The 20155-nt window shown below is 68.7% G+C and carries 22 protein-coding genes; 15 read left to right on the top strand and 7 right to left on the bottom strand.

Annotated features, from left to right (window positions below; all coding sequences use genetic code 11):
* Positions 1-29: 29 nt before the first annotated feature.
* The 13 genes from ABGB19_RS04225 (at position 30) to ABGB19_RS04165 (ending at position 12084) form a co-directional block, all read left to right on the top strand.
* Positions 30-1826 carry a nickel-dependent hydrogenase large subunit gene (locus tag ABGB19_RS04225; protein ID WP_347684309.1) on the top strand — a complete coding sequence of 599 codons (1797 nt, stop codon included), beginning with the start codon at positions 30-32 and terminating at the stop codon, positions 1824-1826.
* A gap of 3 nt (positions 1827-1829) precedes the next feature.
* Positions 1830-2732 (top strand): NifU family protein, encoded by a 903-nt coding sequence (locus ABGB19_RS04220; protein ID WP_347684307.1) that lies wholly within the window; start codon positions 1830-1832, stop codon positions 2730-2732.
* Positions 2732-3421: a DUF5947 family protein gene (locus ABGB19_RS04215; protein WP_347684305.1), complete on the top strand. Its 690-nt coding sequence runs from the start codon at positions 2732-2734 to the stop codon at positions 3419-3421. The genes ABGB19_RS04220 and ABGB19_RS04215 overlap by 1 nt, the downstream gene beginning before the upstream one ends.
* Positions 3418-4056, top strand: a complete 639-nt coding sequence (locus tag ABGB19_RS04210) for a DUF6084 family protein (protein WP_347684303.1) — start codon at positions 3418-3420, stop codon at positions 4054-4056. Before ABGB19_RS04215 ends, ABGB19_RS04210 begins: the two co-directional genes overlap by 4 nt.
* Positions 4053-5390, top strand: a complete 1338-nt coding sequence (locus tag ABGB19_RS04205; RefSeq protein ID WP_347684301.1) for a hypothetical protein — start codon at positions 4053-4055, stop codon at positions 5388-5390. Before ABGB19_RS04210 ends, ABGB19_RS04205 begins: the two co-directional genes overlap by 4 nt.
* A gap of 126 nt (positions 5391-5516) precedes the next feature.
* Positions 5517-6002, top strand: coding sequence for a hydrogenase maturation protease (locus tag ABGB19_RS04200; protein ID WP_347684726.1), 486 nt, complete (start codon positions 5517-5519; stop codon positions 6000-6002).
* A 3-nt stretch (positions 6003-6005) separates the two neighbouring features.
* The gene (locus tag ABGB19_RS04195) at positions 6006-6260 is read left to right on the top strand and encodes a HypC/HybG/HupF family hydrogenase formation chaperone (RefSeq protein WP_347684299.1); all 255 of its coding nucleotides are present in this window, start codon (positions 6006-6008) and stop codon (positions 6258-6260) included.
* A complete protein-coding gene (gene hypF / locus ABGB19_RS04190; RefSeq protein WP_347684297.1) occupies positions 6257-8524 on the top strand; it encodes a carbamoyltransferase HypF in 2268 nt (755 codons plus the stop codon). The genes ABGB19_RS04195 and hypF overlap by 4 nt, the downstream gene beginning before the upstream one ends.
* Before the next feature lie 14 nt (positions 8525-8538).
* Positions 8539-8856: a HypC/HybG/HupF family hydrogenase formation chaperone gene (locus tag ABGB19_RS04185; RefSeq protein ID WP_347684295.1), complete on the top strand. Its 318-nt coding sequence runs from the start codon at positions 8539-8541 to the stop codon at positions 8854-8856.
* Positions 8853-9953 (top strand): hydrogenase formation protein HypD, encoded by a 1101-nt coding sequence (hypD, locus tag ABGB19_RS04180; RefSeq protein WP_347684293.1) that lies wholly within the window; start codon positions 8853-8855, stop codon positions 9951-9953. The genes ABGB19_RS04185 and hypD overlap by 4 nt, the downstream gene beginning before the upstream one ends.
* Before the next feature lie 25 nt (positions 9954-9978).
* Positions 9979-11019 carry a hydrogenase expression/formation protein HypE gene (gene hypE, locus ABGB19_RS04175; RefSeq protein WP_347684724.1) on the top strand — a complete coding sequence of 347 codons (1041 nt, stop codon included), beginning with the start codon at positions 9979-9981 and terminating at the stop codon, positions 11017-11019.
* Complete coding sequence (locus ABGB19_RS04170) at positions 11020-11715, top strand: DUF6390 family protein (protein ID WP_347684291.1); 696 nt, start codon at positions 11020-11022, stop codon at positions 11713-11715.
* A gap of 84 nt (positions 11716-11799) precedes the next feature.
* Positions 11800-12084, top strand: a complete 285-nt coding sequence (locus tag ABGB19_RS04165) for a hypothetical protein (protein ID WP_347684289.1) — start codon at positions 11800-11802, stop codon at positions 12082-12084.
* Positions 12085-12088: 4 nt separating this feature from the next.
* On the opposite strand, the gene ABGB19_RS04160 is transcribed toward ABGB19_RS04165, so the two are convergent.
* Both ABGB19_RS04160 and ABGB19_RS04155 read right to left on the bottom strand, forming a co-directional pair.
* Positions 12089-12283 carry a DUF3046 domain-containing protein gene (locus tag ABGB19_RS04160; RefSeq protein WP_347684287.1) on the bottom strand — a complete coding sequence of 65 codons (195 nt, stop codon included), beginning with the start codon at positions 12281-12283 and terminating at the stop codon, positions 12089-12091.
* 9 nt (positions 12284-12292) lie between these two features.
* Positions 12293-13456, bottom strand: a complete 1164-nt coding sequence (locus ABGB19_RS04155) for a nucleotide disphospho-sugar-binding domain-containing protein (RefSeq protein ID WP_347684285.1) — start codon at positions 13454-13456, stop codon at positions 12293-12295.
* Between the two features lie 42 nt (positions 13457-13498).
* Here ABGB19_RS04155 and ABGB19_RS04150 point away from each other — a divergent pair, with 42 nt between their 5' ends.
* Positions 13499-13939 carry a limonene-1,2-epoxide hydrolase family protein gene (locus ABGB19_RS04150; RefSeq protein WP_347684283.1) on the top strand — a complete coding sequence of 147 codons (441 nt, stop codon included), beginning with the start codon at positions 13499-13501 and terminating at the stop codon, positions 13937-13939.
* Positions 13940-14036: 97 nt separating this feature from the next.
* Here ABGB19_RS04150 and ABGB19_RS04145 read toward each other — a convergent pair whose 3' ends face one another.
* The 4 genes from ABGB19_RS04145 to pgsA all read right to left on the bottom strand — a co-directional run bounded on the left by ABGB19_RS04145 (position 14037) and on the right by pgsA (position 16930).
* The gene (locus ABGB19_RS04145) at positions 14037-14867 is read right to left on the bottom strand and encodes a hypothetical protein (RefSeq protein ID WP_347684281.1); all 831 of its coding nucleotides are present in this window, start codon (positions 14865-14867) and stop codon (positions 14037-14039) included.
* 28 nt (positions 14868-14895) lie between these two features.
* Entirely contained in the window at positions 14896-15714 is an 819-nt protein-coding gene (gene pspA / locus ABGB19_RS04140) for a phage shock protein PspA (protein ID WP_347684279.1), read from the bottom strand.
* Positions 15715-15876: 162 nt separating this feature from the next.
* Positions 15877-16203 (bottom strand): transcriptional regulator ClgR, encoded by a 327-nt coding sequence (gene clgR, locus ABGB19_RS04135; RefSeq protein WP_347684277.1) that lies wholly within the window; start codon positions 16201-16203, stop codon positions 15877-15879.
* 130 nt (positions 16204-16333) lie between these two features.
* Entirely contained in the window at positions 16334-16930 is a 597-nt protein-coding gene (gene pgsA / locus ABGB19_RS04130; protein ID WP_347684275.1) for a CDP-diacylglycerol--glycerol-3-phosphate 3-phosphatidyltransferase, read from the bottom strand.
* A gap of 42 nt (positions 16931-16972) precedes the next feature.
* Between pgsA and ABGB19_RS04125 the strand changes: the two genes are divergently transcribed.
* Entirely contained in the window at positions 16973-17482 is a 510-nt protein-coding gene (locus ABGB19_RS04125; RefSeq protein WP_347684273.1) for an amino-acid N-acetyltransferase, read from the top strand.
* A 48-nt stretch (positions 17483-17530) separates the two neighbouring features.
* Here ABGB19_RS04125 and ABGB19_RS04120 read toward each other — a convergent pair whose 3' ends face one another.
* Entirely contained in the window at positions 17531-20074 is a 2544-nt protein-coding gene (locus tag ABGB19_RS04120) for a DNA translocase FtsK (RefSeq protein ID WP_347684271.1), read from the bottom strand.
* Between the last annotated feature and the right edge of the window lie 81 nt (positions 20075-20155).

The raw sequence follows: 20155 nt of genomic DNA, 5'->3' as shown, positions 1-20155 counted from the left end.
TGCGAATCACATAGAGAGAAGTAGTTCCGATGACAACGACCATTCCCGAACCGTCCCACGTGAAGCGTGACCCCGGCCAGCTGGTGGAAATGGCGTGGGATCCGATCACCCGGATAGTCGGCAGCCTCGGCATCTACACCAAGATCGACTTCGAGAACCGGGAGGTCGTCGAGTGCCACAGCACGTCGTCCATCTTCCGGGGCTACTCGATCTTCATGAAGGGCAAGGATCCGCGCGACGCCCACTTCATCACCAGCCGGATCTGCGGGATCTGCGGTGACAATCACGCCACCTGTTCGTGCTATTGCCAGAACATGGCCTACGGCGTCAAACCACCGCACCTCGGCGAGTGGCTGATCAACCTCGGCGAGGCCGCGGAATACATGTTCGACCACAACATCTTCCAGGAGAACCTGGTTGGTGTCGACTACTGCGAGAAGATGGTCGCCGAGACCAATCCCAGCGTGCTGGCCAAGGCGGAGAACACCGAGGCACCCCACGCCGGCATGCACGGTTACCGCACCATCGCCGACATCATGCGCGCGCTCAACCCGTTCACCGGTGAGTTCTACCGTGAGGCGCTGCAGGTGAGCCGGTGGACCCGCGAGATGTTCTGCCTCATGGAAGGCAGGCACGTCCACCCGTCCACGCTGTATCCCGGCGGCATCGGCACCACGGCCACGATCCAGTTGATGACCGACTACATGACCCGGCTGATGCGCTACGTCGAGTTCATGAAGAAGGTCGTGCCGATGCACGACGACCTGTTCGACTTCTTCTACGAAGCACTGCCGGGGTATGACCAGGTCGGTCTGCGCCGCACGCTGCTCGGGTGCTGGGGCTCCTTCCAGGACCCCGAGGTGTGCAACTTCGCCTACAAGGACATGGAGCGCTGGGGCGACGCGATGTTCGTCACTCCCGGCGTTGTGATCGACGGCAAGCTGCACACCCACTCACTGCTCGACATCAACCTCGGCATCCGAATCCTGTTGGGCCACTCCTATTACGACGACTGGACCGACCAGGAGATGTTCGTCAAGACCGATCCGCTGGGCAATCCGATCGACCGTCGCCACCCCTGGAATCAACACACCAATCCCAGGCCGCAGAAACGCGATTTCGACGAGAACTACAGCTGGGTTATGTCGCCGCGCTGGTTCGACGGCACCGACCACCTGGCGCTGGACACCGGCGGCGGACCGCTGGCCCGGCTGTGGTCGACGGCGCTCGCCGGACTGGTCGACATCGGCTACGTCAAGGCCACCGGCACCAGCGTGCAGATCAACCTGCCCAAGACGGCGCTCAAGGGCCCGGTCGAACTCGAGTGGAAGGTGCCGGCGTACGGCAGCAACACGCTGGAGCGCAACCGCGCCCGGACCTACTTCCAGGCCTATGCGGCCGCGTGCGCGTTGCACTTCGCCGAGAAGGCGTTGGTGGAGATCCGCGCCGGCCGCACCAAGACGTGGGAGAAGTTCGAGGTACCCGACGAGGGCATCGGCTGCGGCTTCACCGAGGCGGTGCGCGGTGTGCTCTCGCACCACATGGTGATCCGCGACGGCAAGATCGCGAACTACCACCCGTATCCGCCGACCCCGTGGAACGCCAACCCGCGGGACAGCTACGGCACGCCCGGCCCGTACGAGGACGCGGTGCAGGGGCAGCCGATCTTCGAGGAGAACGACCGGGAGCACTTCAAGGGCATCGACGTCATGCGCACCGTGCGCAGTTTCGATCCGTGCCTACCGTGCGGGGTGCACATGTACCTCGGCAAGGGCAAGAAGCTGGAGATGCTGCACTCCCCCACCCAATCCGTCACCGGGGAATAGCGTATGGCCCCGCCCACACTGCCAGGACCGGACGAGAACCGAGACGACGCGCAGTGGCGCATGGCGGGCGATCGGATACAGACCCTGCTCGACGCGTCCGGCGCCGGCGGCGCAGTCGCACGCGAACGCGCCGAGCAACTGGTCGGTGAGGTGACCGATCTCTACGGGGCGGCACTCGAACGGATGATGGACGTCGCATCGGCCGCCGATCCCGAACTGGCGGAGCGCTTCGCCGCCGATCCCCTGGTGGCCAGCCTGCTGCTGGTGCACGGGCTGCATCCGCACAGCGTCGAACAGCGGGTGATCGAGGCCCTCGACAGTGTTCGGCCCTATCTGGGCTCGCACGGCGGTGACGTGTCGCTGTTGTCGGTCGCCGACGGCGTGGTCCGGCTGCAGTTCCAGGGCAGTTGCCGGAGCTGCCCGTCGTCGTCGGTGACGCTGGAACTCGCGGTGCAGGATGCGATCCACGCGGCGGCGCCGGAGATCTGCGATATCGAACTGGTTGCCGCCGAGCCCGATCCGAGTGCGGCGGTGATCCCGGCCGACTCGCTGTTGCGGCGGGTGCACGCGAACGGGCACTCCACCGCATGGCACCCGGTACCGGAACTGGCCGACCTGCGCGAGGCCGAGGTCGGCGGATTTCGCATCGCCGGCGTGACCGCGCTCGCGTGCCGCATCGCCGGTGACGTGTACGCCTACCGCGACCGTTGCGCGGCCTGCGGTGGCTCGCTCGCCGGGGCCCGCCTGACCGGTCCGGTGTTGCGCTGCCCGGGCTGTGGTGCCGGGTTCGACGCCGTCCACGCCGGCGCCGGGGTCGGCGGCGACAGCCGCCTGGAACCCATCCCGCTGCTCGAGCGCGACGGGGTGTTGTCGATGGCGATGTCCGTGCCGGCGGGGGTGGCGTGATGGACGGCGCCTTCGATGTGCTGGCCCGCATCCGCGCCAACCGCGGTGCGCCCCAGCCCGTGGACGAGCGGTGCGAGATGTGCGCGGAGACCATCGCCGACGAGCATCAGCACGTGGTCAATGTCGAAGGCCGTCAACTGATGTGCGTATGCCGCGGCTGCTATCTGCTGTTCACCGACACCGACGCCGAGCTGCGCTATCGTGCGGTGCCCGATCGCTACCTGGTTTTCCCCGACTTCGCGATGGACCGCCGACAATGGGAGGCGCTGCAGATCCCGGTCGGCCTGGCGTTCTTCTTCCACAACTCCACGCTCGGCCGCACCGTCGCGTTCTATCCCGGCCCGGCGGGCGCCACCGAGTCCGAGCTGGATCTGGCCGCCTGGAACGACATTCGGGCCGCCGACCCACGCGTGGACAGCCTCGCCGGCGACACCGAGGCCCTGCTGGTACGGGTGCGTGACGGACACGACAGCGTCCCGCAGGCCTACCTGGTGCCGATCGACGCCTGCTACGAGTTCGTCGGCCGCCTGCGCATGTTGTGGCGGGGGTTCGACGGCGGCCAAGAGGCGCGCGACTTCATCGACGAGTTCTTCTGCGGGATCGAAGAGCGCGGCAAGGTGGTGGATCCCGCACGACCGACGAGCGAGAAGCGGAGCGGGGAGCGCATGACCGGAGCGGATCGCGCATGACTGACGTGACGTTCGCGGTCGTCGACGTCGTTCCCGAGCCGTACGCGGTGACGCCGATCCTGACGGCCCGCATCGGCATCGGCGCGGTCGGCGACGAGCCGATTCACGCGATCGCGTTGCGCTGTCAGGTCCGCATCGAACCGCTGCGGCGTACCTACACCGACGACGAGGCCGCCGGACTGCTCGACCTGTTCGGCGCGCGCGAACGGTGGTCGACCACGCAGCAGACCTTCCTGTGGCAGCATGCGACGACCATGGTCGGCGGATTCGCCGGTGCCACGCAGGTGCAGCTGCCGCTGGAGTGCACCTACGACTTCGAGGTGAAGGCCGCGAAGTACCTGCTCGCCCTGCGCGACGGTGCCGTTCCGCTGCAATTCCTGTTCAGCGGAACAATTTTCGCCCAGGGCAGCCGCGGGTTCAGCGTCCAGCAGATCCCGTGGGATCGCGAGGAGCGCTATGAGCTACCGGTGTCGGTATGGCGCGATCTCATCACGCAGCACTACCCGAACACCGGTTGGCTGCGCCTGCGCCGCGAGACGATCGACGCGCTGGCCGCCTACCGTTCGGCACACGGGCTGCTCGGCTTCGACGACGCGCTGGACGAACTGCTCGCCGCGGCCAGGGAGTTGCGATGAGCGCCAATTGGGACCGGGCCCGCGCCGTCGCCGACGCGGTGCTCTACGAGGGATATCTGTTGTACCCGTACCGCGCGACATCGTCGAAGAACCAGTCGCGCTGGCAGTTCGGCGTGCTCGGCCCGTCGGGCGCCGAGGAGGCCGGCATCGGCGAGAACTCGTCGCTGTCCGCGGAGGTGGTGATTCAGCCGCACGGCGCACCGTTCGTGTCGGGGGTGGTGCGCTTCCTGCAACTGCAGCACCGCGACGTCGAACGCGACCGCGGCGGCGGCCACTACGAGCGCGTCGACGAACTGCACACCGGAACCGGCAGCTGGCTCAGCTGGGACGAGGCGGTGGAGTGCGAGATCGCGATCGACGCCTCCGCCATGGCGAGCCTGCCTCGCACGGCGGACATCTCGGTACCTGCGGGCACCGACATCGAGGAGGTCGACGGCGGCCGGCTGGTGCGCACCCGTCGTGCCCTGCACGGCCGGGTCGCGCTGTGCGCCGAGTCCGACGGCGCTCTGCTGCGGCTGGCGATCGACGTGCACAACACGGGCTCACCGGCCGGGGACAAAGACGAGGCGATCGCCACCTCGCTGATCGGGACACATCTGCTCCTCGAGATCGGCGGTGGCGAGTTCGTGTCGCTTCTCGAACCGCCCGACGCGGCCGCGGGTGCGCTGCAGCGGTGCCGCCAGCACCGCTGCTTCCCGGTGCTCGCCGGACCCGCCGGCGACCGCAGCCTCGTGCTGGTGTCGCCGATCATCCTCTACGACCACCCCGAGATCGCCGAACAGAGCAGGGGCGACCTGTACGACGCCACCGAGATCGACGAGATTCTCACGCTGCGGATCATGACCATGACCGACGAGGAGAAGGCCCAGGCCCGCGCCACCGACCCGCTGGCCGCCAAGATCATCGACCGCTGCGATTCGATGTCCGCCGAGGCGATGCTCGATCTGCACGGCGTACTGCGCAACCCGCACGCCGCGGGGCCCGAACGCGACCTGATCCCCGAGGTGCCCACGGAGCTGAATTGGTGGGATCCCGGCGCCGACACCGCCGTTCGCCCGGACGTCGACGCCGTGCTCGTCAACGGCACCAAGGTCGCCCGCGGCAGCCGGGTCCGGTTGCATCCGGCGCGGCGCGCCGACGCCCAGGACCTGTTCTACGCCGACCGGGTCGCCCTCGTGACGTCGGTGCACGAGGACGTCGACGGCGGCCAGCACATCGGCGTCGTGCTCGAGGACGACCCGGCGGCCGACATGCACGACTGGTACGGCCGATATCTGTACTTCGCACCGGACGAAGTGGAACCGCTCGTGGAAAGGAGCGCGAAATGGAAGTAGTCGGTTGGGTCGCCGTAGGTGTGGTGGCAGCCGTGATACTCGCGGGAGCGCTCGTCGGAGTCCGATCGATTCCGGATGTCCAGCGCTACCTGAAGATGCGACGCATGTGACGTCCGGGGAGTGCCCATCACGCCACGGTTTCTGGTAGCCGGCATCGGCAACATCTTCCTCGGAGACGACGGCTTCGGACCCGAGGTGATCCGTCATGTCCCGCCCCTGCTCGGGCCGGGCGTCGAGGTCGTCGACTACGGCATCAGGGGCATGCACCTGGCCTACGACCTGCTCGACGGATGCTCGGGGCTGGTGCTCGTGGACGCCCTGCCGAGCCGGGGGGCGCCCGGAACCGTGCACGTCTTCGAGGCCGACCATGAAAGCCTCACCGCCACGACCGGTCTCGATGCCCACGCGATGGATCCTGCCGCGGTCTTCGCGAGCCTCAACGCGCTCGGTGGGTCCCCCCCGTACACGGTGGTCGTCGGGTGCGAGATCGACGCCGCCGAGGAGGGCATCGGCCTGTCCGAGGCGTGCGCCGCCGCGGTTCCCGTGGCCGCGCAGGCCGTCCAGGACGTGGTGGCAGATCTGCTGACCCGCGCCGCGGCGGGAAGGGGTTGACCCATGTGTCTGGGAATTCCGGGACAGGTCGTCGGCATGGTCGAGGGCTATGGCGACCAATTGGCGCTCGTCGACGTCGCAGGACAGCACCGAAAGGTCAACGTCGGCATGCTGCCCGAGGAGCACTTCGCGCCGGGCGACTGGGTGATCATCCACATGGGGTTCGTCATCGAGAAGACCGACAAGGCGGGCGCGGACGCAGCACTGGCGGGGTTGGAGCTCATGGGCCGGGGCCACAACGTCGAGGACACCCGATGACCGACCGTCGGCGCATCCGGGCCTGCGTGCGCGGGGTGGTACAGGGCGTCGGCTTCCGGCCCTTCGTCTACACCCAGGCGGCACAACTCGGGCTGTCCGGTTCGGTGCGCAACGACAGCTCCGGGGCCATCGTGGAGGTCGAGGGTACGGTCGCCGACATCGACCGCTTCCTGCAGCTTCTGCGCGACGACCACCCCCCGCTCGCCGTGATCGACGACATCGACACACAGTCCATCCCGCTGGTCGGCGGCACGGGCTTCACGATCGCCGACACCTCCCGCACCGGCGGCGGCCGCACCCTCGCCTCCCCCGACGTCGCCATGTGCGCCGACTGCGCCGCCGAGCAGCGCGACCCGCGGAACCGGCGCTTCCGGCACGCGTTCATCAACTGCACCAACTGCGGTCCGCGGTTCACGATCATCGCCTCCCTGCCCTACGACCGGTCCTCGACCACGATGGCCGAATTCCCGATGTGCGCCGACTGCGCCCGCGAATACGCCGACCCCCGCGACCGCCGCTTCCACGCCCAGCCTGTCTGCTGTCCCCACTGCGGGCCGGCCCTGACCTACCGGGCCACCGACGGACGTCGGGTAGCCGGCGAGGCCGGGTTGCGCGAGGCGCGGCGACTGCTGCGCGACGGCGGCGTACTGGCCGTAAAGGGTGTCGGCGGGTACCACCTCGCCTGCGACGCGGCCGACGACAACGCCGTCGCGACGCTGCGTTCGCGGAAGCGCCGCGGCGCCAAGCCGTTCGCCGTCATGGCCGCCGATCTGGCCACCGCGCAGGCCATCGCCGAGGTGGACCCGGTGTCGGCCGCGATGTTGTCGGGACCCGCACGACCGATCGCCCTGCTGCCGAGGCGCTCGTCCGCCGCGGTCGCGGACTCGGTTGCCCCGCACAACCCCGACCTGGGCGTCATGCTCCCCTATGCGCCGCTGCACACGCTGCTGTTCGGCCTGGACGGCGATGAACCCGGTCCGCAGGTGCTGGTGATGACCTCGGGCAATCTCGGCGGCGAGCCGATCTGCTACACCGATGACGATGCGCTGGAGCGGCTTTCGCATCTGGCCGACGGGTGGCTCCTGCACGACCGGGCCATTTTGGTGCCGTGTGACGACTCGGTGATGCGTGCGGACATGCCGGTTCGGCGCTCCCGCGGGTACGCGCCACTGCCGATCGCCCTGCCGGTAGCGGTCGCCCCGACCCTCGCGGTGGGCGGCGACCTGAAGAACACCATGGCCGTCGCCGACGGGAAGTACGCGTGGCTGAGCCAGCACATCGGTGACATGGACGACCTCGCCACGCTGTCCGCCTTCGACTCCGCGCAACAGCACCTGCAGCGCCTGACCGGTGTGGATCCGCAACTCCTCGTCGCCGACGCGCACCCGCTCTATCGCTCGACGGCCTGGGCGCACCGCAATGCCGCAGGCCGGCCGGTCCGCACAGTGCAGCACCACCACGCCCACATCGCTGCCGTGATGGCCGAACACGGAATGAACGGCACCGAGCAGGTGCTCGGATTCGCCTTCGACGGAACGGGTTACGGTCCCGACGGGGCCGTGTGGGGCGGTGAGGTGCTGCTGGCCGATTACAAGGGCTACCGACGCTTGGCCCAACTGAAGTACGTCCCGCTGCCCGGCGGAGACGTCAGCGTGCTGCGGCCGTACCGGATGGCGCTGGCCCACCTGTGGTCGGCGGGGCTGCCGTGGGAGCCGGACCTGCCGCCGGTGCGGGCCTGCCCGGCCGACGAGCAAAAGGTGCTGCGCCATCAACTCGAGACCGGTCTGGCGTGCGCGCCGACCTCGAGCATGGGCCGGCTCTTCGACGCCGTGTCGGCGCTCGTCGGCGTGCGGCAGGTCGTCGCCTACGAGGCGCAGGCGGCGATCGAGCTCGAGGGATTGTCGCGGCGCTGCGACGGCCTGGACGGTTACCGGTTCACCGTGGACCACGGACAGTCACCGGCGCTGATCGACCCGGCGGCGGTACTGGCGAGCGTCGTCGACGACGTCCGCGCCGGGGTCGCACCGGGCGTCGTCGGTGCCCGGTTCCACCGTGCCGTCGCGGCGCTGATCCTCGAGCTGGCATCCACGTGCCGCGGATACCGAATCGCCCTGTCCGGTGGGGTGTTCCAGAACGCCCTGCTGCTGCGACTCGCCCGCACGGCACTGACCGACAACGGATTCGACGTGATCACGCACCGCCAGGTGCCGCCGAACGACGGCGGGATCGCGCTCGGTCAGCTCATACTTGGGAACACCGCTTAGAAGGGAGAACGCCGATGTGCCTGGCGGTACCGGGGAGGATCATCACTATCGAGGAGCGCGACGGCACCCTGATGTCGGTCGTCGACTTCGGCGGGGTCAAGAAGGACGTGTGCCTGCAGTACATTCCCGACGCCGAGGTGGGCCAGTACGTCGTCGTGCACGTCGGCTTCGCGATCCAACGGCTCGACGAGGAGTCCGCGATGCGCACGCTCGCGGAGTTCGAGCACCTCGGCGTGCTCTCCGAGGAGTTCGCCGACGGCTTCGAGGTGGCCGCCCGGCAGGCCGGGACCACCAATCCGAACACCAATGGAAGTTCCGAGGTGACGTCATGAAGTACCTGGACGAGTTCAGCAACCCCGAGTTGGCGCTGCGGCTCATCGAGCAGATCAGGTCCGCCACCAGCCGACGCTGGTCGATCATGGAAGTCTGTGGCGGCCAGACCCATTCGATCATCCGCCACGGCATCGACCAGCTGCTGCCGGACACGATCGAGATGATCCACGGGCCGGGCTGCCCGGTCTGCGTCACCCCGCTCGAGGTCATCGACAAGGCGCTCGAGATCGCGTCCCGCCCGGAGGTGATCTTCTGTTCGTTCGGCGACATGCTGCGCGTGCCGGGCAGCGAGAAGGACCTCTTCAGGGTCAAGAGCGAAGGCGGTGACGTGCGCGTGGTCTACTCCCCGCTGGACGCGCTGACGATCGCGCGCGCGAACCCCGACAAGCAGGTGGTGTTCTTCGGCATCGGGTTCGAGACCACCGCACCGGCCAACGCGATGACCGTCTATCAGGCGAAACGGCTTGGTGTCGAGAATTTCTCGCTACTGGTCTCCCACGTCCTGGTGCCGCCGGCGATCGCAGCGATCATGGAGTCGCCGACCTGCCGGGTTCAGGCTTTCCTGGCCGCGGGCCACGTGTGCACCGTGATGGGCACCGACGAGTACCCGCCGCTGTGCGACAAGTACGGCATCCCGATCGTCGTCACCGGATTCGAACCGCTGGACATCCTCGAAGGCATCCGGCGCACCGTCATCCAACTCGAAGCCGGCCGCCACGAGTTGGAGAACGCCTATCCGCGGGCGGTGCAGGACGCGGGCAATCCGGCCGCCAAGGCGATGCTGACCGACGTGTTCGAGGTGACCGACCGGGCCTGGCGCGGGATCGGCATGATTCCCAGCAGTGGGTGGCGGCTGTCGCACGCCTACCGCGAGTACGACGCCGAACACCGGTTCGCCGTCAGCGACATCCGTACCGAGGAGTCCACGCTGTGCCGGTCGGGCGAGGTGCTGCAGGGCCTGATCAAGCCGCACGAGTGCGCGGCGTTCGGGACCGTCTGCACACCCCGCAATCCGCTTGGCGCGACGATGGTTTCGTCGGAGGGCGCGTGCGCGGCGTACTACCTCTACCGTCGGCTCGAGGTGACCAGTGCCTGACACGGAGCCGAAGGCGACCATCGATATGGAGTCGTGGGTCTGCCCGGCGCCGCTGCGCGACGCGCCCAACATCGTGATGGGCCACGGCGGCGGCGGGGCGATGTCGGGTGAGCTCATCGAGCACCTGTTCCTGCCCGCGTTCGGGCCGGCCGCCGACGCCGCCATGGGCGATTCGGCGATCGTCGACATCGGCGGCGCCCGACTGGCCTTCTCGACCGACTCGTTCGTCGTCAAACCGATGATGTTCCCCGGCGGCACGATCGGCGACCTGGCGGTCAACGGGACGGTGAACGACCTGGCAATGGCCGGCGCGACCCCGGCGGTGCTGTCGACGGCGTTCATCCTCGAAGAGGGCACTCCGCTCGAGGAGTTGGCGCGCGTCGCGCAGGCCGTCGGCACCGCGGCCATGGCGGCCGGAGTCAAGCTCGTCACCGGCGACACCAAGGTCGTCGACTCCGGACACGGCGACGGCATCTACATCAACACCGCAGGAATCGGGTTGGTCGACGACCGCACCGACATCCGGCCTGGGCGCGCGGCACCCGGCGACGCGGTCATCGTCAGCGGCGACCTCGGCGTGCACGGGGTGGCGGTGATGAGCTGTCGCGAGGGGCTGGAGTTCGCGACGGCCGTGGCCAGCGACACCGCTCCCCTGCACGGCCTGGTGGCGGCGATGGTCGACAGCGGCGCCGACATCCACGCGCTGCGCGACCCGACGCGCGGTGGGCTGGCCGCCACACTCAACGAGATCGCCAAGGCGGCCGGGGTGGGCGTGCAACTCGACGAGCGCGCGCTGCCGATCCCGGCGGAGGTCCGCGACGCGTGCAGCATGCTCGGCCTTGACCCGCTCTACGTGGCCAACGAGGGCAAGCTCGTGGCGTTCGTGCCCGCCGCGGACGCGCAGCGGGTCCTCGCCGCGATGCGGGCCCACCCGCTGGGCGCCCGTGCCGCGGTGATCGGCGTCTGCGCGGCCGAGCATCCCGGCATCGTGGTCGCCAAGACCGCGCTGGGCGGCACCCGTGTCGTGGACCTGCCGATCGGCGAACAACTGCCGCGGATCTGCTGAATGACCGGTGACGGGCTGTTCGCCAGCTACGCCTACCCGCCGAACGAACTCGGGTACTGCGGGCCGGCCGACACGGCCGTCGACCAACTCGCCGCGCACGCAAGCGAATTCGACGGTGCGTGGCCGTACCTGCTGGCGATCGCGGACGGTGCCGGCGTCGGTGATCCGCTCGACACCGACGTCGTGCGCAACTACTGGATCGGCGGGCGCCTGTTGGACAAGGTCGACGGTGCGCAACTGCTCGCCCGCCTGCGGGAGGCGTTCAGCGGTCAGGTGACCGGCCTGCTGGCCGACCTGAGCGGCCCCGACCGGGTGCTCGCGCACCACAGCTTTCACGTGTTCGTCGTTTACCCGTGGATCCGCTTCCTCGACCGCGACCCGGCCACCCCGCTGCGGGTGATGCAGAGCTGCCGGATCCGCTGGGGAACGGTCGACGCCGTGCACGACGACCACGCCACGATCATGTCGCGTCCGTTGATCCTGGCCGGGTCCGAACTGCGCCTCGGTGACCCCGTCGCCGAACACGTGAGGTGGAACCAGAGCGGGACGATGTCGGCGGCCAGGCCGACGCCCGGCCAGGCGGTGACGGCCCACTGGGACTGGCTCTGCGGCGCCCTCACCGACGACGAGGTCGCCGCCCTGGAACTGGCCACCGGAACGACGCTCGATCTGGTGAACCGCGCCCGACGCGCCTAGTTCGCGCCGCATGGCCCGGCGGCGCCGGGGGTATCCGACAGTCAGCGCCGTCGCGACCTCTGCGACGGGCTATGAGGAGTTGCCATGACCAATCCGGAAGAAAAGGGATCGCGAGGAACCGGATCCGACGAGCCGTCGGGCGGGCCCGCCGATCGACCATCTGGCGCCTACCAGGGCGACGAGTCGGTGCCGCAGTACGGCAGCGACGAGAAAGCCGACTTCGAAACGGGATTCACGAAGGAGGCGCCGCACGAGGTCGAGCCCGAGGTTCCGCCGTACGAGGGCCGTAAGACGTCCGCGGAGCAGACGACGGAGGGCAGCGGCGCGACCGCGCCGACCACCGCCGGGCGCGGCGAACAGGAGCGCTGAGGGCTCACCACTGATCACGCGGGACGTCGAAGTCGGCGCACAGCGCCCGCCAGACGTCCCGTGGGTCGACGCCGTCCTCGATGGCCTGCGCGGCGGTGCGGCCACCGAGGCCGGTCAGCACATGGTCGACGAGCAGCGACGCGCCACGAACCGGGCCGAATTGGCCATCGACGAGTTCATGGAATTCGGTCAACCGCACGCCACCAACCTACGTCAGCGCTTCCTGGCACACCCGTACCGGATCGGTGACCTCAGCCGCCGAGGCCGCGGCGCGCCGGGCCGCCTCCCGGTAGCCGGGTCCGGCCAGCACCCCGCGTACCGCCTGGGCCAGGGCGTCGGCGCTCAGCGGACGCACCAATTGCGCACTGCCTTGCCGGACAACGCGATTGGCGATCTCCCATTGGTCGCCACCGCCGGGCACCACCACCATCGGCACCCCCGCGAGCAGAGTCTTGGACACCATGCCGTGTCCGCCGCCGCAGATCACCACATCGGCCGCCGACAGCAGTTCGTCCTGCCTGCCCAGCCCGACGACGGCCCACGGCGGCACCGGTACGTGCGCACCGCCGAGTCGCGACACCACGATCCGCGACCCCGGCGGCAGGGCCTTTCCCGGGATCAGCGTCTCCAGGGCGATCTCGGCAAGGCCGCCCGCGCCCGTCGTTGCGGTGGACGGCGCGACGACCACCACCGGCCCGGCGCCGGGCGGGATGTCCAGCGTCGCGGTGGTCGGTTCGAAGTGCAGTGGCCCCACCACCGCGGCTTCGGCCGGCCAGTCCGGACGCGGCACCTCCAGCGCCGGCAGTGTGGCGATCAGGCGCCTGCGCGGGCCCGGATCGTGTGCCGGCAGGCCGATTCCGGTCCGGACGGCCGCCCGCTGCGCAACGCCCTGCCGCCACGACCGCGCCGACAGCGCCCGCAGCACCGCGTCGCGGATGCGGCCGCGCACCCCGACGCCTGGCGCAAGGCCGCTACCGATCGGTGGCAGGCCCTTCGACGGCCGGTACAACGGATGAGGGTTGAGTTCGACCCACGGCAGCCCCAACAGTTCGGCGCACAGCCCGCCCGCGGTGGTGATGACGTCGGAGATCACCAGGTCCGGCGCCAATTCCTGCAGCTGCGGCGCGTTGAGCACCGCCATCCGCGCGCCGCGCTGGTGGATTTTGGCGCCGGCGTCGGCGTCGTCGTCCGATCCGGTGGGGTCCAGCCCGAGCAGTTCGACGGCCGCGACGCCCGCCGCGCTCGCCGTGTCCAGCCATTGCACGCCGGTCAGCAACGTCGGCGAGTCCCCGTTGGCGAGAAACCGCAGACACAGCGCGATGGCCGGGAAGGCGTGTCCCGGATCTGGGCCGGCAATCACGGCGACGCGCATTGGGCTACCCTGCCACAGCCGTCGGCCACTACGCTGAGGGCCATGACCGACCAGGCTTCCGGTACGCGCACCGATCTGGACAACGTCCGTGCGGTGGAGAACTTCCTCTACGCGCTGCAGGACGAGGATTTCGAGACCGCCGACAACCTGCTCGCCGACAACGTCGCCTGGCAGAACGTCGGGTTACCCACCATCCACGGTCGCGAGCGCATCATCAAGATGATGCGCCGCGGCGAGGGCCGCTTTGGTTTCGAGGTGAAGATCCACCGCATCGCCGGGGAGGGCAACACGGTGCTTACCGAGCGCACCGACGCATTGGTCATCGGACCGGTCCGCATGCAGTTCTGGGTGTGCGGCGTCTTCGAGGTGCATGCCGGCCGAATCACGTTGTGGCGCGATTACTTCGACTTCCTGGACTTCACCAAGGCGCTCCTGCGGGGCATCGTGGCGACGCTGGTGCCGTCGCTGCGCCCCACGATGTAGCGCGGCTAGGCCTGTTGCGTCGGACTCTCCCCTACGCTTCGCGTGGGAGGTAACCCCCACGACGCGGCTCGTGCCTCGCCGCTTGATCGTCGTCCGACTAGGCGCCGCGAGCGCGACCGAGTTCGTCGAACGCCTGCGCCCACCCGATGAGACGGTCGGTGGCGGTGGACAACTCGTCGCGGTAACGCTGCTGCCACATCGGTGAACTCGACATCGGCCCGGCGTTCACCGCCGACACCAGTTGGGCGGCGGCGCTGACCATCTCGTTGTACTGCCGGGCGCCGTGATCGAGCTGCGCGGTGAACGCCTGAATGGTCGGGATCAGGTGTGCGCGCGACTGCGGTGCGGAGCGGGCCGCCCGTTCCATCGACATCACCTCGTTGGCCGTCGCGGCCATGGTTGCGGAGGTGTGGTTGGCCGCCGCGGTCAGCTCGCGGAGTTCGTCGGCGGGCAGCATCCGGCCGCGCTCCATGACACCGAGCAGCGAGTGCAGCCCTCGCTCCGAGGCGGCCAGCGCCGCCATCGGCTGGCGGGCGGCCGACCCCCACGGTGGCAGCCGACGGGCGAAGCGGGACCGCTGTGGTGGCAGCGGTTCACCCTTGAGCCACCGGTAGCGCAGGAAGGTCAGGGTGGCCAGGAACGCCGCCCCGACCGCGATCGGCGTGGGGATGAACAGTGCCCACCACGGCGTGCTCCACGCCGCCAGCAGAGCGGTCACCCCGACCCAGAACACACACGACACGGTGAAGAACACCGTCAGCCGCAGCGCCCAGCGTCGCTTGCGCAATAGCTTGGCCCGCGGGTCGGCGGCAGCGTTGAGCTTCGCGGCCATCAGGTCGGACCATTCGGCGGCGGTGTCAATGCCGTTTTGCATACCGCGCTGCAACAACGAGCGCCACGCCTCTGGCCGACTCGAGTGCGAACTCACGCCGATCCTCCCTGGTGTCGGGGTCGAGTTACTGCGACAGCGGGTTTTCCGGTGTCGCCTGCGGGTTGGCCGCCGGGGTTGCGGGAGGGCTGGCCGGCGTGGCGGCGCCACCGGCCGGCAGTTGCTCGCCACGCATCGACGCGCGGATCTGCTCCAGCCGCGAGTGCCCGGCCATCTGCACGCTGGCCTGCTGGACCTCGAGCATCCGGCCCTGCACCGAATTCTGAGCGAGCTCGGCCGAGCCCATCGCGTTGGCGTAGCGGCGTTCGATCTTCTGGCGCACCTCGTCGAGACTCGGCGTGGTGCCCGGCGCCGCCAACTCGCTCATCGACTGCAGCGAGGCACTGACCTGCTCCTGCATCTTGGCCTGCTCGAGCTGGGACAGCAGCTTGGTGCGCTCCGCGATCTTCTGCTGCAGCATCATCGCGTTCTGTTCGACGGCCTTCTTGGCCTGGCCCGCCGCCTGCAGCGCCTGATCGTGCAAACCCTTGAGGTCCTCGACGCTCTGCTCGGCGGTCACGAGTTGCGCGGCGAACGCCTCGGCGGCGTTGTTGTACTCGGTGGCCTTGGCGGCGTCACCGGCCCCGGTGGCCTGGTCGGCCAGGGTCAGCGCCTGCCGGACGTTGACCTGCAGCTTCTCGATGTCGGCGAGTTGGCGGTTGAGCCGCATCTCGAGCTGGCGCTGGTTGCCGATGACCTGGGCGGCCTGCTGCGTCAACGCCTGGTGCTGGCGCTGCGCCTCCTCGATGGCCTGCTGGATCTGCACCTTCGGGTCGGCGTACTCATCGACCTTCGAGCTGAACAGCGCCATCAGATAGCGCCACGCCTTGACGAACGGATTGGCCATGAATCACTCCGCCTTCGTGTCTCTAGGTTGTGTCGGCCTCGCCGGCATCCGGCTCACCGTGCTGCCCAATCTATCGGGTCGGCACCATCACCACACCGTCCATGGTCGGACTCCCCATCGCGGCTCGTCCCTCGCCGCTTGTCGTCGTCCGACGGCACCGGGTCAGGCCACCGCCATCGACACGACCTGGGGAATGACGACCTTGGTGGCGACGTCGATGTTGGCGGCGCCGGCCGTCGCGAACGCCGCGCGCTCTTCGCGCTCCATCTCCTGGCCGGCGTCGGACAGCACCCGCGACAGCGGGATGTCCAGGGCGCCGCAGATCGCGCTGAGCAGTTCGCTGGAGGCTTCCTTGCGTCCGCGCTCCACTTCCGAGAGATAACCCAGGCTGACCCGGGCGGCGTCGGACACCTCGCGCAGGGTGCGGCCCTGGTCGGTGCGGGCACGGCGCAGCACGTCGCCGACCACCTCGCGCAGCAATGCCGTCATCGTGCTCTCCCTCCCAGGATTCAGTGAGCGTCAATGGACTCGGTATCAGTGCAACGCTGTACGCCCGCGGGTTGGTTCCCGAATGGGCACAAATCACGCTGACCAGCGCTCGCGGTGCCGGTCCGTCCCCTCAGCGACCCGCGGGCCGTGCGCGCGAGTCCCTGACCGCCGAGACCACGTAGTCCACGCCGGTGACCACGGTCAGCAGGACCGCGGCCCACATGACGACCCAGGCGCCCGAGAGCCACGCGCCCGACAGCGGCAGCACGAACAGCCCGATCGCCACCGCCTGCACCAGGGTCTTGAGTTTGCCGCCGCGACTGGCGGGAATCACCCCGTGCCGCAGCACGACGAAGCGCAGCACCGTGATCCCGATCTCGCGCACCAAAATGACGACGGTCACCCACCAGGGCAGGTCGCCCAGCACGGACAACCCGATCAGCGCGGCGCCGATGAGGGCCTTGTCGGCTATCGGGTCGGCCAGCGTGCCGAACTCGGTGACCATCCCGTAGCTGCGCGCCAATGCGCCGTCGAAGCGGTCGGTGATGACGGCCACCGCGAACACGACGAATGCGATTACCCGCCAGAACGTTTCATGACCATCACCGACGAAGAGCACGAGAAGGAATACCGGAACCAACACCATTCGCACGCCGGTGAGCACATTTGCGATGTTCGCTACACGGGCGCGCGGAACCAGTGGATCGGTATGGGGTTGGCCCGACACCGCAACAGAATATCGGTTGCGGTGAACGGATAGTCTCCACGTGTGAGTGCGGAGTCTCCGCAGCTCGTCGTGCGGCGGGCGCGAACCTCGGACGTGGCCGCGATCAAAGCCCTGGTCGATATCTACGCCGGCAAGATCCTGCTGGAGAAAAACCTGGTCAACCTCTACGAGGCGGTTCAGGAGTTCTGGGTCGCCGAGAGCGACGGCGAGGTGATCGGCTGCGGCGCCCTGCACGTGCTGTGGGCGGACCTCGGCGAGGTCCGCACGGTCGCGGTGCACCCGAAGGCCCGCGGACAGGGCGTCGGCCACGCGATCGTCGAGCGGCTCCTCGACGTGGCACGCGAACTGCACCTGCAGCGAATCTTCGTGCTCACCTTCGAAGTCGAGTTCTTCAGCAGGCACGGCTTTGCCGAAATCGACGGCACGCCCGTCACCGCGGAGGTCTACGAGGAGATGTGCCGCTCCTACGACACCGGCGTCGCGGAGTTCCTGGACCTGTCCTACGTCAAGCCCAATATCCTAGGCAACACGCGAATGCTGTTGACGCTATAGCGATTTGTGAGTGATTTCGTGCGCTGACCGCACGAAATCACGCCCGAGTCACTCCTCGTCGTCGCCGCCGCGAATCAGCGTGAGCGTGCCCGCCAGCTCGTCGGGCTTGACCAGCACCTCGCGCGCCTTGGAACCTTCGCTCGGGCCGACGATGTTGCGGGTCTCCATCAGGTCCATCAACCGCCCCGCCTTGGCGAAGCCGACCCGCAGCTTGCGCTGCAGCATCGAGGTCGAGCCGAACTGGCTGGAGACCACGAGCTCGACCGCCTGCAGGAAGACGTCCATGTCGTCGCCGATGTCGGGGTCGACGTCGGTGCGCTCGCCGGTGGTCTTGGCGGTGGTGACGCCCTCGGTGTACTCCGGTTCGGCCTGCGCCTTGGTCGACTCGACGACGGCGTGGATCTCCTCGTCGGTGATGAAGGCGCCCTGGAGGCGGATCGGCTTGTTCGCGCCCATCGGCAGGAACAGGCCGTCGCCCATGCCGATCAGCTTCTCCGCGCCCTGCTGGTCGAGAATGACGCGGCTGTCGGTCAGCGACGACGTGGCGAACGCCAACCGCGACGGGACGTTGGTCTTGATCAGGCCGGTGACGACGTCGACCGACGGCCGCTGCGTGGCCAGCACCAGATGGATGCCCGCCGCGCGCGCTTTCTGAGTGATGCGCACGATGGCGTCCTCCACGTCCCGCGGCGCGGTCATCATCAGGTCGGCCAACTCGTCGACGATCGCGATGACGTACGGGTAGGGCTTGTACTCGCGCTGGCTGCCCAGCGGCGCGGTGATCTCCCCGGAGCGCACCTTCTTGTTGAAGTCGTCGATGTGGCGCACCCGGGAGGCCTGCATGTCCTGGTAACGCTGCTCCATCTCCTCGACCAGCCACGCGAGCGCGGCGGCTGCCTTCTTGGGCTGGGTGATGATCGGGGTGATCAGGTGCGGAATGCCTTCGTAGGGCGTCAGTTCCACCATCTTCGGGTCGATCAGGATCATCCTGACCTCCTCGGGCGTCGCGCGCACCAGCAGCGACACCAGCATCGAGTTGACGAAGCTCGACTTGCCGGACCCGGTCGAGCCCGCCACCAGCAGATGCGGCATCTTGGCGAGGTTGGCCGAGATGTACTCGCCCTCAATGTCCTTGCCCAGGCCGATCACCAACGGGTGGTGGTCGCCGCGGGTGGACGGGTCGGTGAGCACGTCGGCAAGGCGCACCATTTCGCGGTCGACGTTGGGCACTTCGATGCCCACGGCGGACTTGCCGGGGATCGGCGCCAGCATCCGCACACTCTCGGTGGCGACCGCGTAGGCGATATTGCGTTGCAGCGCCGTAATTTTCTCGACCTTGACGCCGGGGCCCAACTCGACCTCGTAGCGGGTGACGGTCGGGCCCCGGGTGCAGCCGGTGACGGAGGCGTTCACCTTGAACTGCTCGAGTACCTCGGTGATCGCCTCAATCATCCGGTCGTTGCCCGCGCTGCGCCGCTTGGGCGGATCCCCCGCGATCAGCAGGTCCAGCGACGGCAGGGCGTAGGGTCCGTCGACGACCCGGTCCAGCGACATCGTCTGCTGCTTGGCCGGTTTCTTCTTGCGCGTCTTGGCGGTCGGCTCGGGAATCGTCGGCGACTCGTCCTCGATCGGGTAGTTCTCCATCGGGGTGGCGCCGTTGAACGTCGTGGGGGACCCGGCAGACGGCCACGCCTGCTGCTCGTCACCCGACAGGGCGTCGTAATAGCCGTCGGAGAAGTCCTCGGCATCGATGACGACGGTGTCCTCGTCGTCGTAATCCTCGTCGTAGTCCTCGTTGCGATATCCCCGCGCCGAGAACAAGGCCATCACCGTCGACGGCACCTCCCGGATCGTCGTTCCGGTCACCAGCAGCACGCCGAACAGCACGCCGATGAACAACAACGGCGCGGCGATCCATGCCGTCAAACCGTCCGACAGCGGGCCACCGATCGCGAAACCGATGAAACCGGCGGCATGCTGGCGCGCGGTGGGATCCAGCGGCGAGCCGGCCCACAGGTGCCACAGGCCGAGCGCAGGCAGCGCGATCATCGCCGACCCGAGGATCAACCGGGGCCGGGCTTCCGGGTCGGGTTCGGTGCGCATCAGCGTGACGGCGACCGCCGCGAGGGCGATCGGCAACAGCACCACCGCCGAACCGATGAGCACCCGCAGCACGGTGTCGATCCACCCACCGACGGGTCGGGCCGCGCCGAACCAGGCACTCGCGGCGATCACGACCGCCAGACCGAACAGCGCCAGCGCGATCCCGTCGCGGCGGTGACCCGGCTCCAGGTCGCGGGCCCGCCCGACCGACCGCGCGGTCGATCCGGCCCCCTTGGCCAGCATCAGCCAGCCCGCCCGGACGCCCCGACCCACGGACGCCCCGGCCGACGAGATCGGCGAGGAAGTGCGGCGTGGGGCCGGTTTACGACGGGGCGCCGGCTTGGCGCCCGCCCGCGATCCGGCCTTTGACCTGCTCGAACGGGCGCCGGCGCGGGCGGCGGTCTTACTTGGCATGAATGCAAGCCTAGTCGCTTCAGCCCCAGAATCACCATCTGCCACACGGGTCACAGGTTGGTGTCGTTGCGGCATCGTGACCAGCACGCGGTACGGACGTGAGACGGTGACGCGGATGGACGAGACAGTACGGTGTCATCTGTTCAGTCACGCTCA

It is taken from the genome of Mycobacterium sp. B14F4 (assembly GCF_039871645.1).
Lineage (GTDB): Bacteria > Actinomycetota > Actinomycetes > Mycobacteriales > Mycobacteriaceae > Mycobacterium.
The sequence above is the reverse complement of the archived record's forward strand: the minus strand, read 5'-3'. Positions and strand labels throughout refer to the sequence as shown.